Raw genomic sequence first — 14,087 nt, 5'->3', positions numbered from 1 at the left:
CGAGGCAGTCAAGCTCACTCACCATAGTGGTGACCTGCAGTTGGGTAGTCGAGAACAGTCACTCGATGAATCGTTCACAGGTACGCTTGATAGCCAGGTTGATCTCTCTGGTCCAATTGATGCTACGCTACTGTTTGAGATCTCCAATGGGACCGAAAAACGGCACGTGACTTTCACTGACTCAAATTCGTCATGGGATATTGGAAGCTAATGGTTCTCGACTTTGATGCCAACTACTAATCCACTATCTTCATATGCGTTTGCTCAGACATACCTCGTAATCCAAATGAGTCAGGCTGCGTCCCCATCCGATACCTATCTCAACTCGAATCTCTTTTCGGGCTATTATCTCGATGAGCGTGTTGCGGATCTCGATGCCTGGGACTGTGACGACGAAGCCCAAGCAGCCCTTTCGCAGCTCCAAGAGGCGTACAATCAGGAAGGCGGACTGCTTCCCTCCTACAAAGAGGAGGACGTCCTGAGCAAATGGATCGATGAGGTGCTTGATGTCCTGGGGTTCGATAGCCTCAGCGAGACGAACGTCACGGCCGGTCGTGGCGAGATCGACCGGACACTCTTTGCCTCTAGCCAGGATCGAATTGATGCCGCGCACCTTCGACAGGATGGCGACCTCGATGGGATGTACAGCAAATCAGTGGCCCTCTTAGAAGCCAAGAAGTGGAACACCGACTTTTCGACGCGCTTCAATGAGGGACGCCAGTACCGTGATGCATCCCATCAAATCAAATTCTATCTTGAGCGAACACCCGAGGACGTCAAATGGGGTATTCTCACAGACGGTCGGAAGTGGCGACTGTATGGAACCAAGGACTACGAGACTCAGACCTACTACGAGATCGACCTGCCTGAGCTGCTTGAATCGGGTAGGGTTGAGCAGTTCAAATACTTCTACGTCTTCTTCCGGGCGGCGGCCTTCGAGGAGATCGGGGGCTCGACCTTCCTCGATGAAGTCTGGAACGAATCCGAGACTGCAGCACAAGAGCTCGGTGAAGATCTGCAGGATAACGTCTTCACAGCTCTTCGAGTACTCGGTGAGGGCTTCGTCGAGAAAAACGACCTGTGGATCGATCCTGATGATGATGCAGCGCTGGACGAGCTCAAAGAGCAATCGCTGGTTTTGCTCTATCGGCTCATGTTCATTCTGTACGCCGAGTCACGCGGGCTGATCGATCCAGATACCCCACGGGCCGAAGATGAGTATCAATCGAACTTCAGCTTAGAGGCCCTTCGGGATGAGATCCTTGAGGAGATCGACAACGCTCGAGGATTCGACGAGGTGTATAGCAGCTACTCGACGACCATGTGGAGCCGCATGGAGGACCTCTTTCGACTTATTGACTCTGGTGAGCAGGAGTTAGGGATTCCGGCGTACAACGGCGGATTGTTTGATCACGACCAGCACGCATTCCTGACTGAGAATGAGGTTTCGAATCGCCACCTTGCGGAAGTAATCTATCGACTTTCGACCACCCAGGCCGATGATGGTTCGTACGTGCCTGCGGACTATGCGGATCTAGATACGCGCCACCTCGGAACGATCTACGAAGGCCTGCTCGAACATGAATTCCGCATTGCGCCTGAGGAGTACGCGGCGGTCTCGGAGGACGGTGGTCAGGTCTGGAAACCCGCGACGGAGGTTACAGTCGCCGATGCGGTTGAATCGGTTGAGAAGGGTGAGCTCTACGTCGTCAACGATGAGGGTGAGCGAAAGGCCACTGGTGCGTACTATACGCCCGACTATGTGGTAACCTACATCGTTGAGGAGACGATCGATCCCCTCCTTGAGGACATTGAGGAGGATCTTCGTGAGGAGGGGTTAAATTCGGGGACTGAGGCGTACGTGTATGCCTTCGCGGATCGAGTGCTGGAGTTGAAGGTGCTCGATCCAGCGATGGGATCGGGACACTTCTTGACGAAAGCCACAGGCTATCTGGCGGACGCTGTAATGCAGGAGGTCCGGAAAGTCGAGAAGGTCGCGGGCGTCTTCGACGAGCAGGATGTTCGGCGGCGCGTCTCAAAGGAGTGTATCTACGGTGTTGACCTGAACGGGATGGCCGTCGAGTTAGCGAAGCTCTCGATGTGGCTGGAGACGCTTGCGGCCGATCAGCCCTTGGCGTTCTTGGATCATCATCTGAAAGAGGGCAATTCGCTGATTGGGAGTGATATTTCGGAGGTCCTGAGCGGCGATACGGGGGATAGCGGGGGACAGCTGACGTTACATCAAGCGTTTGCGCGGGTTCGACAAAATGCGCTCGATCATGTGATGGACTTGGTTCAAGAGTTGCTGTCGTACGACAATGATACGCTTGAGGATATCAAGTCAATGGAAGCTTTGCATGCGGAAATTCGGAGTGATCCATTGTATGAACGCCTGTTTGAAATAGCGAACGTGCATACGGCCGAGCAGTTCGGGGTGGACATTCCTGAGGGATCGTATGAGCGAATGGCCGAGGCACTTCGCAACGAATCGTGGATTGAGATTGAAGAACAAGCTTGGTTCCGGTCTGCACAGGCTATGGCCGAGGAGGAACAATTCTTTCATTGGGAGTTGGAGTTCCCCGTAGCCTTCTACGCAGAGGATGGTAAACAGAAGACAGATGCCGGATTTGACGCGCTGATCGGGAATCCTCCTTACGTTCGGATGGAGAAGTTCAAGAAAGCCAAGAAATATCTTACAGCAGAATTCGATACACATGCTGCTCGAACCGATCTTTATGTTTACTTCATAGAACAGTCAGTACGTATCCTCAGAAAGGATGGGTTGTATGGCGCTATCGTGTCGAACAAATTCCTCCGCTCAAATTATGGAAAGAACGTCCGATCTCTTCTCGGTTCTCAGACAGCTATCCATGAAATTATTGACTTTGGTGGATTACCAGTGTTTCCTGACGCTACTGTCCGGTCGGCAATAGTGATCTCCCAGAAGAATCCTAAATCTGGGAAGAATCCTCTTTTTGCTCCAATTGATAATCTGGAGTTTGAGCTTTTGTCTTCAAAGGTTAACCAAGTCGGATACGAAATTGACTCTGAAAACCTTCAGGGTGAAGAATGGCGGTTAGTTTCTCACGAGATTTCGGAATTAATGGGGAAAATCGAAGCTCAAGGAAAACCACTTATCAAGTGTGTTAACGGACAGCAAATCGGACGTGGTATTGTAACGGGACTAAATAATGCTTTCTTTATTGATGAATCTAAGCGAAATTCCTTGATCGAAAAGGATCCAAAGAGTGCAGAGATAATTCGACCTATTGCTAGAGGAAGGGACATCAGATCATACTATGTCAAAGATAATCCTTCCTATCTTCTGTACATGAATCATGGTGTCAACATTGACAAATACCCCGCCATTGAAAACCATCTTAAAGAGTACAAAGAAGCTTTAGAAGGCCGGGCAACCGAACAAAATTGGTACGAGCTACAGCAGCCCCAGCAGGCGTATATTGAGCACTTTGAAGGGGCCAAAATCCTCTATCCTGTTATTGCTCCAGAAAATCGATTTGCATTCCATACTGGACCACTCTATTTGAATGATAAATGCTTCTTCATCCCAACAGAGGACCGCTATTTAGTTGGTATCTTAAATAGTACACTGTGTCTGTTCTATCTTCAACAAGTACTTGCCAAATTAGAGGGTGCCAATCAAGATGATATCTACTACGAATTTCGATCGCAATATATGGAACAGTTACCCATTAAGCAACCACAAGAAGACAGGGAAAAGATTGCTGAAATGACTGAAGACATACATAAATTACACAGAGAACGAGCCCAACTCAATCTCTCACTTCTCGATTATCTCGGCAATTACACTGAAGGTCTAGTTCTCCCAGACATTGGTTTCTTCCAACCAACCAGCTCCAGCATCCTTGACGCGACCACAGAGGATTACAAGAAGCTCCGTGTCGGTGATGTGAGGACTAAACGCGACGGTTGCCGCGTCACTATTTACGCGAGGGCACGGTACAAGCCTGAGAACGAAGACGAGTACGAGACTGACCGCTGGGGGTACACGGAGACGGACTACCTCGAGGCGTTTACGCTTGCAAATCTCTCCGAGGAAGAGGCTGCGATGATCGAGGTATTCGTACCAGTCGCTGTCAATGAGGCCGACGGATTTGCAGGATTCCGAGACAACGCCACAAAGACAAATTCTCCCATTGACCGATTAAAAGCCATCACCCTGCCTGACTCTGACGACATTACACATGATCTTCAACGCTATCTCAAAGCAAAGGAGCGTTCTGAGGAACTCAACGAAAAAATTGAGAAGATCGATCGGCTTATCGACGACATCGTCTTTGACCTCTACAATCTCACTGAAGAGGAAATTGAGATAGTAGAGGAATATGTATCATAATATTATTGTTTAGAGAATAGAATAATTATAGTATTCATAGAACAAATATGCATAATCGGTGTTGGTTTTTATATGGAATAGGGGATAGAATCATCAGAGATTTATAAATTAGAAGTTACTACCTCCAACCTATGATCGAGGATGATTAAAGTCGTAAATGTCGTCGCATCTGGATCTCTGGGCCTAGAGCTCGATCTAGTGACAATCGAAGAAGAACTGAGCGACATTGTTGATTATGACCCAGAGATGTATCCTGGCGCGTATATTCATCTGGGAGAATCATATCCCCTCGTTACTATATATCGTACTGGGAAGTACATTATCACCGGTGCAGACTCTAAAGCAGAGGCTGATTCAACTCGTGATACCTTGCTAAATCTCCTGAGCGACCACAAGATACTTCCTGCCGCAGACGATGACTGGTTTGCTATTCAGAACTACGTCTGCATGGGTGACATCCGGCGCGAATTGGATCTTGATGCCCTCGTTATCGATCTTGGACTAGAGATTTCCGAATATGAGCCAGAACAGTTTCCAGGAATAGTATACCGGCCTCCAAATCACAATTGTGTGTTGCTCATTTTCAGATCGGGAAAGGTTATAATCACAGGTGGCAAGGATATTGATTCTTCAAAGAATGCGTTTTCAACTCTCTACGAGCATATTAACAATCTTTTCAGAAATGATAGTTTAGACTAAACAATTAGATTTTTTCGGGCTTACTTAGTGCCAAACTTGAACTATAGCTAGGCAACAGGCGTACATCTAGCTGATGACTAAGCGGGTTTCTCTAGAATTACATCTGTTATCGGTTTTTCTGCTTTATTGCCGTGGGTCCTCAACAAATTCATAGAGACCGCCCTTATTGAGCTGAACAATCCAGCCAGCTTTTGCGAGATTAGAAAGAGAATATTCTACCTGGCCTTTGTCTAAATCTGTCCTCTGACGAAAATACATTGGATTTGCACGCCCCCATGGCCTGTTAGTTCCACGCCCTTCTTTAAATAATTCCAAAATCTTTTCCTCTCCATCATTTGGTTCATAGTGTGCGTTTACCATTATCGGTTTCTTAGTCATCCTTCTCACATAGTATCTGACGATATGTTTAAATAAAATCTAGCATTTTGCTAAGCAAAGAGCTTATGGGTATAGCGCTGTGATATGTCTATAGAAGCGTGGTGTCGCCAGAATCGATCTGGCCCGGTGTAGTAGCACCGGACCGCGCTTCTCGCCTAGGAGAAGCAATGAGCACTAGCAACTCTACCCCAGAAAACAGTATCGCCTCCGAACAGACCGACCACCAAATCACCGGTCCCCACATCGAACCCCCAACGGTCGCGAACGCCACCACCTACTGGCGCTGTACCGCCTGTTCTCGTGAATCCATCCGCGAGCAGGACCTCTACCGCCAAGCCTTCCACGCTGACGAGTGCGAGGTGGCCGACCAATGGTGACCACGATCGACGCCGACACCGCCCAACTGTTCGCCGGCACCACACTTACCCAAGACGACAGTCCCGAATGCACGGGCTGTAATCGTACCCTCAGAGAAGGCGAACAGGCCACGATCTACGCCGCCCGACAAGAGGACGCCCCTACCTTCCGCATCGAACGAATCTACTGCCGCGAGTGTACCCCCGAGGAACTCACCGCTCCAACCCTTGGACTCAACGAGCACCTCCTCGAATCCCAACTCACCCGGACACTGGACGTCCAAACCCAGAGCGAGTTCTATACGCTCCACGAACCCCACGCCGTCGACACAAGTGCCCCGAGCGAGGGCACAGCCGAAGCCCATGACGAACCCCAAGAGCCCTCGGCGCTTATCAGAGACGAACAATCTCAGAACCCCGGAACCACCGTCTATCACCTCGATAACGGCAAGGGCCACCCCCTGTGCAACTGTAGGGGTGAGGCCGAGTACACGTCGGTCTCACTCGCTGAGGCCGAGTCACGCCCCGCTCGACGCTGTCAGAACTGTCAGATCGCACGCCAGGGCGGACAGGAGGCCCGTCCCTGCCCCCACTGCAGCAGTGCGATCAAGCTGAGTGCCTGGCCCCAACACGTCCGGGCGTGTACGGGTGATCCGACCGACGCCACCGAGGAGACCGATCCCGACGGCGATCCAGCGATCACCGACACCCAGCGAACGACGAGCCCGACGACACGCCTGAGCGTTCAGGCTCACACCCGCTCGCAATCGCCGGAGTAACCCACGCCAGCGATGGGCAGGGTCCTCTCACAGCGCCAGCGTTGCACGCCCGTCGAGAGGCGCGCCTATAGCACCCCGTGTCCAGACCCAGGGCATCTCCCTCCTGGTCAGCCACGCGTTCGAATCACTCGCCAGCCACGGGACGGGCTCGATCGTCTCACCTGCGACATCTTGTTCCAATGACCGACACCACCACTCCCGAGAGCACCGCCACCGACCAGCCTGCGACGACCGACGAGCCGACACTCAAGGCCGTCTGTGAGCAACTTGATCAACTCACCGAGCGCGTTGACGAGCTCGAAGCCGAGGTCGAACAGAAAGACGACCGGATTGAGGAACTCGAAGCACAACTCACGGAGTACAAGCGATTCGCCGGCTCGGAGTTCGCCGACGTTCGCGGGCGGATTACCGACGTTGAAGAGCAGGTCCAGACGCTCGAATCGTCGCCGGACAACGCGACTAGTGAGGACGCCGGCGAGACATCCTCACAGACTACGGAGACGCCCTTAGAGCGGATTTGTGGCCTACCCGAGCAGATCGCTGACCGCGAATTGACGACTAACCAGGACCGGGCACGGTTCATCGCTCGCGACGTTCGTGACTATGCCGAGAAAGCTCCTGCTGGGCTCGTCATCGATAGTCAAACGATTACGAAGGTACTCACCGCTGCAGAAGGAACGAAGCCTCACACCCAGACTGTGGCCCGCGTCATGAATTTCCTCGAGAAGCTCGGCAAGGACGACGTTAAGCAGACGAAACGTCGCGGGAAGAAGCTCGTCGTTGTTGATCCCGAGGCAGCCGACCGATATCACGATCGTTGTGATCGGGCAAACGAGCATGTCCCCACGAAGAACGTGATGTCCTAACACTGGGACAACACGAACAGGAATAGGCTGCGACACCCACCCGACGTAGGCGGGGCTGGCCTAGTACCAACTACGAGCAGCTCTCTCCTGGTTTAGTAGTAGTAGCGTGGGTAGAAACGCTTTCTTCGGTTCTGGCTTTGCGAGTAGATCACACCACGGTGTGATTAGATACGACCTTGTGCAACACCGTGTCTTTCTCAACAGGAGTTGTTGCACAAGGTCCGATCTTCCACCTCTGACCAGCTGTCTGCTTAAGAATTGGCTGGCGACCATCGAAAATCCATACCGCTGAAGCCGGTCTGAGGGTATCAGGACCAGTCCAGCACTTCATCTAACCCAAAGGATTTCTCCCCAGCCTCCTTGAAAACAATCAACGACATGCTGTCACACACGAACTCGCTCAGGAGACACACGTGGAGCCAGATCCCCTGTGTTCAAAACCAGAATCGCCAGCAACCGTTTCCAGGAAATTCTCCCATCAATGAATCCACGTCACGTTGACGCCATTGTCGATCTCACGTATGGGGTGTTGATCTTTGTCTCCATCTTGTCGATTATCTTGATAGGGACTGAGATCGGTCTCGCCTTCGGATTCGGAGTGCTGATCTCCTACGCGGTTCACGTCACCTGGAAGATGGCGCGCTTCGATCCGGACTGGATGACCACAGCAGTCGAAGAAGCTGTCGAAGAAACAGTCGAAAGGACGGTTGAGGAGACCGTAACGGAGCAGATCGGTACACTTCAAGACCAGGTCGAGACCGTCAATCAGCGTGTCGAGCGTCGCCCGCGAGAAGACGAGATCAAGGAGATGATCGAAGAGACAGCCAAGGGCGACGGACAAGGCCGGTCAGACAGGTGATTCTGCCTCCTCAGGATACCGAGCGTGTCACGAGTTGCAACTCGGCAGCATCCACTGTCAATCCGTAGCGTACGGCACAGGTAATGCTTCGATAACGAAGGACGACACAACACCTATGGATCTATCCACATGATACGTATTCGAATCTATTGTTATGGTCACCGTGTTGCTTCTCGTAGGCGTCCTCGTCGCTATCTTCGTCGGGTACAACGTTGGCGGCGCAACGACAGGGCCGGCGTTCGGCCCAGCAGTCGGCGCCGACGCCATTTCGAAGTCGTGGGCAGCCGCCCTGATGACCGTCTTCTTCTTCATCGGCGCGTGGACGATCGGCCGTCGGGTTGTCGACACACTCGGGACTGAACTGGTCCACGATCCCGGCGTCTTCACGCTGGAGGCCAGCATCGGGGTCCTCTTTTTCATCGGGCTGGCGCTGTTCGTCGGGAACTTCTTCGGCGTCCCCGCCTCGACATCGATGACGGCCGTCGGCGCGATCGCGGGACTCGGCCTCGCGGGCGAGGAACTGAACTGGGCAGTGATGGGTGAAATCGCCATCTGGTGGATTGTCGCTCCTTTTATCGGGTTCTGGGTATCGTTGATCATCGGCCGATACTTCTACGCGTACCTCAACCAGAGGGTCGCGATGGAGCGAAGCGTGGGACCTCTCCTCCGGGTCGATCGTTCCCGCGTCATCCCAGTGCCCGTTCCGAGCGCGACCACGAGTCGGCGCGAGCTGGGTGGCGTGACGACTGTCATCGCGATCGGCTGTCTGATGGCGTTCAGCTCCGGCACCTCGAACATCGCCAACGCGATCGCTCCGCTGGTCGGCAGCGGTGCACTTGAGATGAACCCCGCCATCGTTATTGGCTGTCTGGCTGTCGGCATCGGCACGTTCACCATCGCTCGTCGCACTCTGGAGACGATGGGCAACGACCTCACCGAACTCCCGCTGACGGCGGCTATTGTCGTTGCGACCGTCAGCGCCACGCTCGTGACCTTCCTCTCTTGGATCGGGATCCCCGCAAGCTTCGTCGTGATCGCCACGATGTCGATCATTGGCCTCGGCTGGGGACGGGCGACCCGTCCGCTCACAGTCTCCGAGGCAGTGCGCGGGAAACAACAAACAACGGTCTCAGTTGGAGCGCTTGCCGCCGATAAGGTGGGCGAGGAGCTGCCGCCGATCGGCAAAGAGAACCCCGCGACGATTCCGAGGGCATCGGACCTGTTCGACCCATCGACGACAGCCCGAATCATCCTGATGCAGAACCTCGTTCCGGTGATCGCGACCCTTGGAGCGTACCTGACCTTTCGGTTCGTCCCCATCTTCGGGATCTAATCCCCACCGATCGATCCAACCTTTCATGTAGAGTGACCGCGAAAATAGGAGTTTCTACGAAAGCAGCTTTCTCCCATGTCTTTTCCAGCTGTACTCCTTCTAGGAAGTAGCAGAACAATCGATAGTTACGCTTACAAATTCTCAAACATTACTAGATATGGCGTGCTGACTCGGTAGAAATCCTGCTACGGATTTCAATGAGATCACCAGAAGGAACGAGAAAACAGATGTGCTGCGAAGCATTCATTGTTGTGTGAGTGTTACGCAGACACGGACATTATCCACGTGAGTTCCCGACTTATTCATCGGACCTACAGCGGACTCAGTCGCATTGAAGCTGTGATTCGGGAGATAGTTGTCCTTGCGACGAAAAAGGAAGTGCCGTTTCTGGCCGCCAGTATTGCCTATTACGCGTTTGCCGCGTTGATTCCGCTGTTACTGTTTGCGTTTATCGTGGTCTCGGCCATCGGTGGGACTGATCTCGCGGTGCGGATCGTGGTTGTGACCCAGGGATTTCTGACGCCGACCAGTCAAGAGCTGATTCGTAATGCGATCACACAGACCGAAGGACGGACGGGCGTCATCGTCGGAGCGGGCCTCGTTTTCGTCTGGAGCGTGTTTCGCCTTCTCCGAGGTCTTGAGATCGCGATTTCGATGGTATATGAGACGGAGCTATCACCGCCGGTTCTCACACAGCTCACGACCGCTACAATGCTGTTTCTTGCGCTGTTAATCGCCGGGACCGGACTGATCAGTATCAGCGTTCTGTTCGCAGTTCTCCCCGACCTCCCGCTCATCGGACTTGCAAGTGCGGGAGCGGTACTAGTCGCTCTCATATTGGTCTTTTGGCCGATCTACTATCTGTTACCGGCTATCGACCACTCTCTCGTCGACGCACTCCCCGGAGCAATCGTGGCGGCAGTCAGCTGGGCAATTCTAAATACACTGTTCGGGATCTACGCCGCACACGCCAGCCAGTACGAGGTGTACGGAGTGCTAGGTGGCGTGCTCCTGTTACTTGCATGGTTTTACATCAGCGGGGTGATTATTGTTTTCGGCGCTGTAATTAACGCAGTACTCTATTAAAGTCCTCCAAAAACACCGTGATATCTGATCACATGCTGGTAGATTGACCGAGATCCGAACTCTGAGAGGTAACCTATCTTTTGTACGGAGGTGCCGTCACTGCGATCAAGTATCCGCGAGGTTTATCATCTGTTGGAGGTCCTAGCCGGTGACTTAACCGCATACCGTTCCGCCAGATCGACAACATTGTAGACGTGGATCCCCGTCTTGAACCAAAGTACCCGGTCATCCGTGAGCGCAATATCCTCGCTGCTACAGTCCAGGTTTTCTGAAACCGCTACGATCAGGTTGTCTGCATTCACTGCCCGAATTTTCTCCAGTTTCTTCTCAAGGTACTCTGGCGTCCAGAATACGACGATCTCAAGCACTGAGGTCTGGCGTGACCGGCACCAGGACCGGAGCACGCTCTGGAATCAGGGCTGTAACGGCGTTCGTGAATACGTCGATACTAGTGAACTCGCCCAGTGGCTCCACCACAACGAACCGGACGTAAGGATGGGCTTTCGTACAAGGAACGGCGTGTCGTCTTCCAGCGGACTCAGAGGTCCCTGGTGAAACAATCGTCCCGGCGACAGCTGACGTCGGTGGTGAGTGATGTCCTCGGACCCTACTCCCCCCGGTTGGAGGTTCCACTCCTGACAACGGCTATCCATGGAGAATGGGGTTTGTCTCTACTCTTCGTTATTGTCTGCTTCGAGTAACGCAATCCCTTGTTCAACGACGGCGTCAGTGAGAAACAGGCTCGTCTCATGCTGGAGCGTTCGCATCAACGTAGCCGCTTCCTCTTGGTCGAGACGATCCTCTGCGTATCCACGGGCAATAATCCCGATCGATCCGTGGACCTCAACGCCAAGCGACGTTGCTGCATCGCGAGCCGCAAGATCATCAGTCAGTAAAATCGCATTGTGCGCAGTGACGACCGCAAGAGCGGCTCTTTCGCCTGGATCTAACTACTAACTGGTGGTCGTCAATCGAAGCGGTCTCTGCTGGTACTCGAGTTGTCTTAATCGAATCCTGTCGGGAGTCCGCCTGCTCTAAGTTCTTCATAGACGGTGTCCGGAACGAGCAGCTCGTCGATCGTCTCCAGTAGTGCTAAGGCATCAATCTCTGCGAGATGAATCAGCGGGCCTGTATCAGCAACCGCAACGGTACTCACCCGTTAAGACCCCATGCTACGTCCTCTTTAACAACCGCTCGTTTGCGGTCTGCTCGCTCGACTTTCGCTCGTCCGCGACGATCAATCGTGTCTGCTTTTGAGAGGTCTCCTGCAAAGTAGGCTTCGAGAACGACGTCCTCCCAGATCGATTCGAGTCCACGTTCAAGCGCTTGTTCGAAGACCGCTGACTCGAAGAGTCCACGTGCTTGTGCGATTTCGCGGACTCGTTCGGAGAGTTCGGCGGCCATATTGTAGTATCGTGTTTAATAGCAATAGGCTTAAATCCGTGCCTGAGTCTCACCCGGGCGGCTGGTATCCCAACCCTGACGAGAAAACTCCTTTCGCTCCCGACTGTCGTCAGGCACGCGTTCTCCTCCAACCAGGAACGAGCTCGTTTCATCGCTCGCAGCGTTCGAGACTACGCCGAGAAAGCGCCTGCTGGCCTTGAGATCAATAGTGCATTATTGCAAAGTCGATTACTATCATGGAATGAACAAAGCCCCATATACAAACTGCGGCTCAGGCCATGAATTTCCTAGAGAAGCTCGGCAAAGACGAGGTTAAGCAGACGAAACGTCGCGGAAGAAGCCCGTCGTTGTCGATCTCGAGGCGGTTAATCGCTGTCACGATCGTTGTGATCGGGCGAACAAGCATGTCCCCGCACAGAGCGTGATGTCCTAACACCGAGACAATACGAACTGGAATAGTCCGCAACACCCACTCCGGGCAAGCCGGGCCGTTGTAGTACCAACTACGAGCAGCCTCCTCCTGGTTTAGGAGTAGTAGCGTGGGGAGAAACGGTTTCACCGGTTCTGGCTTCGAAAGTATATCACATCTTCATGGCAATGGCCGTCGAGAATCGGGAAGTTGCGCACGTGAATCAGCATCTCGAAACAGGCTTCGACCAGCTGTGGAGTGTCTGCTGGAACGCCTCGGTGCGCGACGGATTACCTAACCGCAGGCGCTAAGGCCCCTTCCTCAACGAGCGAGCGAAGCGAGTGAGTAGGGGGGATACAGTGCCGTCATCGTCTATCAACTATGCTCGATGTTAACGCATGTATCGTTGGATCTCCCAAACTAATAATTGACAGGTTCGTCGCTACACCGATGGAGACGGAATTCTGGGCATTGAGTTTCGCGCATCTTTATATAACTATCATGAAAATAGACTAGTATGACGGATCTGCTCGTCAAATCGGGAGTGAAGAATACACTGGATGGCTACCAGGTGTCGAAAGCGTTCTATGATGCACTTGATGCGGAAGTAGCAGCACTCTTGGAGGATGCAGCCCGGCGAACCGAGGCCAATGACCGCAGCACCGTCCAACCGCGTGATCTCTAGTGACTAGATCGCTCGCATGAGCTGAGCGCGCAGTGCGTTGACGACTACCACTGGTCACGACGCATACTCGCTGTATCCACACGGATCTTGAACATAACACGACATGGACCCACCAACCGACACAATCCAGATTCAAAACGTGGTCGGTTCTACAGCAATCGGTCAGGAACTCGAATTAAAACGTGTCGCGGTCGATCTGCCTCGTGCCGACTATGCTCCCGAACGGTCTCCGGGTATCATCTATCGGACTGAGGCGCCGGCTGCGACGTCACTTATCTTCCGCTCGGGGAAGATCGTGACGGCCGGCGCACAGAGCGAAGATGCCCTTCACGCTTCTCTCGCTCAGGTCGTTGATGCATTACGAGAGCTCGGCATCACGGTTCCCGAAACACCCGACGTTACCGTCCAGAACATCGTTAGCAATGCAGATCTGGGCCAGCCGTTACATCTCAATGCTATCGCTATCGGACTCGGCCTTGAAAATCTCGAATACGAACCTGAACAGTTTCCTGGACTCGTCTACCGGTTGGATGATCCACAGGTCGTCCTCTTGCTCTTCGGCAGCGGGAAGCTCATCATTACAGGTGCACAGACGCGTAATGATATCGACCAAGCACTGGACACCGTCACTAAGCGTCTCACCGAATTGGGAATGCTTGAGTGAGACCGTTCGCGCATTCGAACAACGAGGAACACATGATTCTTCGAGTGGTTACTGTACATATCCCGCGCTAAGCTGAATTCCTCTAAGAGATTGATGCGTTCTGGTAGTAATCAGCAGGTCGCAAGGAGGAGATTACCCGGAGTGAGACTCCGGAATGATATCGGTGAGTTCGGCCTTCAATTCGTCGGGAA

At 53.0% G+C, this 14,087-nt stretch carries 12 protein-coding genes and 2 pseudogenes; 10 read left to right on the top strand and 4 right to left on the bottom strand.

What is annotated here, in order from left to right:
* Nucleotides 1-286: 286 nt before the first annotated feature.
* Together V0Z78_RS18660 and V0Z78_RS18655 are read left to right on the top strand one after the other, a co-directional pair.
* Nucleotides 287-4,378 carry an Eco57I restriction-modification methylase domain-containing protein gene (locus V0Z78_RS18660; protein ID WP_336346192.1) on the top strand — a complete coding sequence of 1,364 codons (4,092 nt, stop codon included), beginning with the start codon at nt 287-289 and terminating at the stop codon, nt 4,376-4,378.
* Nucleotides 4,379-4,519: 141 nt separating this feature from the next.
* Nucleotides 4,520-5,077: a TATA-box-binding protein gene (locus V0Z78_RS18655; RefSeq protein ID WP_336346191.1), complete on the top strand. Its 558-nt coding sequence runs from the start codon at nt 4,520-4,522 to the stop codon at nt 5,075-5,077.
* A gap of 123 nt (nt 5,078-5,200) precedes the next feature.
* On the opposite strand, the gene V0Z78_RS18650 is transcribed toward V0Z78_RS18655, so the two are convergent.
* Complete coding sequence (locus tag V0Z78_RS18650) at nt 5,201-5,437, bottom strand: MarR family transcriptional regulator (protein WP_336346190.1); 237 nt, start codon at nt 5,435-5,437, stop codon at nt 5,201-5,203.
* 185 nt (nt 5,438-5,622) lie between these two features.
* Here V0Z78_RS18650 and V0Z78_RS18645 point away from each other — a divergent pair, with 185 nt between their 5' ends.
* The 6 genes from V0Z78_RS18645 to V0Z78_RS18620 all read left to right on the top strand — a co-directional run bounded on the left by V0Z78_RS18645 (nt 5,623) and on the right by V0Z78_RS18620 (nt 10,734).
* On the top strand, nt 5,623-5,832 hold the full coding sequence (locus V0Z78_RS18645) for a hypothetical protein (protein ID WP_336346189.1): 210 nt from the start codon (nt 5,623-5,625) through the stop codon (nt 5,830-5,832).
* Entirely contained in the window at nt 5,826-6,590 is a 765-nt protein-coding gene (locus tag V0Z78_RS18640) for a hypothetical protein (protein ID WP_336346188.1), read from the top strand. Before V0Z78_RS18645 ends, V0Z78_RS18640 begins: the two co-directional genes overlap by 7 nt.
* Nucleotides 6,591-6,769: 179 nt before the next feature.
* Nucleotides 6,770-7,456: a hypothetical protein gene (locus V0Z78_RS18635; RefSeq protein WP_336346187.1), complete on the top strand. Its 687-nt coding sequence runs from the start codon at nt 6,770-6,772 to the stop codon at nt 7,454-7,456.
* 481 nt (nt 7,457-7,937) lie between these two features.
* A complete protein-coding gene (locus V0Z78_RS18630) occupies nt 7,938-8,315 on the top strand; it encodes a hypothetical protein (protein WP_409338769.1) in 378 nt (125 codons plus the stop codon).
* Between the two features lie 154 nt (nt 8,316-8,469).
* Entirely contained in the window at nt 8,470-9,648 is a 1,179-nt protein-coding gene (locus V0Z78_RS18625) for an inorganic phosphate transporter (protein ID WP_336346185.1), read from the top strand.
* A 339-nt stretch (nt 9,649-9,987) separates the two neighbouring features.
* Nucleotides 9,988-10,734 (top strand): YihY/virulence factor BrkB family protein, encoded by a 747-nt coding sequence (locus V0Z78_RS18620; RefSeq protein WP_336346184.1) that lies wholly within the window; start codon nt 9,988-9,990, stop codon nt 10,732-10,734.
* Between the two features lie 125 nt (nt 10,735-10,859).
* Here the strand turns inward: V0Z78_RS18620 and V0Z78_RS18615 are convergent.
* The 3 genes and pseudogenes from V0Z78_RS18615 to V0Z78_RS18610 form a co-directional block, all read right to left on the bottom strand.
* Nucleotides 10,860-11,105: pseudogene (locus V0Z78_RS18615) on the bottom strand (DUF790 family protein); the annotation flags it as partial.
* Nucleotides 11,106-11,405: 300 nt separating this feature from the next.
* Nucleotides 11,406-11,890: pseudogene (locus V0Z78_RS19180) on the bottom strand (nucleic acid-binding protein).
* The gene (locus V0Z78_RS18610) at nt 11,887-12,138 is read right to left on the bottom strand and encodes a hypothetical protein (RefSeq protein ID WP_336346183.1); all 252 of its coding nucleotides are present in this window, start codon (nt 12,136-12,138) and stop codon (nt 11,887-11,889) included. Before V0Z78_RS18610 ends, V0Z78_RS19180 begins: the two are co-directional and overlap by 4 nt.
* Nucleotides 12,139-13,064: 926 nt before the next feature.
* Here V0Z78_RS18610 and V0Z78_RS18605 point away from each other — a divergent pair.
* Both V0Z78_RS18605 and V0Z78_RS18600 read left to right on the top strand, forming a co-directional pair.
* Nucleotides 13,065-13,232, top strand: a complete 168-nt coding sequence (locus V0Z78_RS18605) for a DUF1931 domain-containing protein (RefSeq protein ID WP_336346182.1) — start codon at nt 13,065-13,067, stop codon at nt 13,230-13,232.
* 103 nt (nt 13,233-13,335) lie between these two features.
* The gene (locus tag V0Z78_RS18600) at nt 13,336-13,896 is read left to right on the top strand and encodes a TATA-box-binding protein (RefSeq protein ID WP_336346181.1); all 561 of its coding nucleotides are present in this window, start codon (nt 13,336-13,338) and stop codon (nt 13,894-13,896) included.
* Nucleotides 13,897-14,087: the final 191 nt, after the last annotated feature.

The organism is Halalkalicoccus sp. CG83 (assembly GCF_037081715.1).
Lineage (GTDB): Archaea > Halobacteriota > Halobacteria > Halobacteriales > Halalkalicoccaceae > Halalkalicoccus > Halalkalicoccus ordinarius.
This window is presented reverse-complemented; position numbering and strand designations above follow the sequence as displayed.

Coding starts and splice junctions, on each gene's coding strand:
- V0Z78_RS18610 (WP_336346183.1), bottom strand. CDS start 12,138: ATGGCCGCCGAACTCTCCGAACGAGTCCGCGAAATCGCACAAGCACGT.
- V0Z78_RS18640 (WP_336346188.1), top strand. CDS start 5,826: ATGGTGACCACGATCGACGCCGACACCGCCCAACTGTTCGCCGGCACC.
- V0Z78_RS18625 (WP_336346185.1), top strand. CDS start 8,470: ATGGTCACCGTGTTGCTTCTCGTAGGCGTCCTCGTCGCTATCTTCGTC.
- V0Z78_RS18600 (WP_336346181.1), top strand. CDS start 13,336: ATGGACCCACCAACCGACACAATCCAGATTCAAAACGTGGTCGGTTCT.
- V0Z78_RS18655 (WP_336346191.1), top strand. CDS start 4,520: ATGATTAAAGTCGTAAATGTCGTCGCATCTGGATCTCTGGGCCTAGAG.
- V0Z78_RS18605 (WP_336346182.1), top strand. CDS start 13,065: ATGACGGATCTGCTCGTCAAATCGGGAGTGAAGAATACACTGGATGGC.
- V0Z78_RS18645 (WP_336346189.1), top strand. CDS start 5,623: ATGAGCACTAGCAACTCTACCCCAGAAAACAGTATCGCCTCCGAACAG.
- V0Z78_RS18660 (WP_336346192.1), top strand. CDS start 287: ATGAGTCAGGCTGCGTCCCCATCCGATACCTATCTCAACTCGAATCTC.
- V0Z78_RS18635 (WP_336346187.1), top strand. CDS start 6,770: ATGACCGACACCACCACTCCCGAGAGCACCGCCACCGACCAGCCTGCG.
- V0Z78_RS18650 (WP_336346190.1), bottom strand. CDS start 5,437: ATGGTAAACGCACACTATGAACCAAATGATGGAGAGGAAAAGATTTTG.
- V0Z78_RS18630 (WP_409338769.1), top strand. CDS start 7,938: ATGAATCCACGTCACGTTGACGCCATTGTCGATCTCACGTATGGGGTG.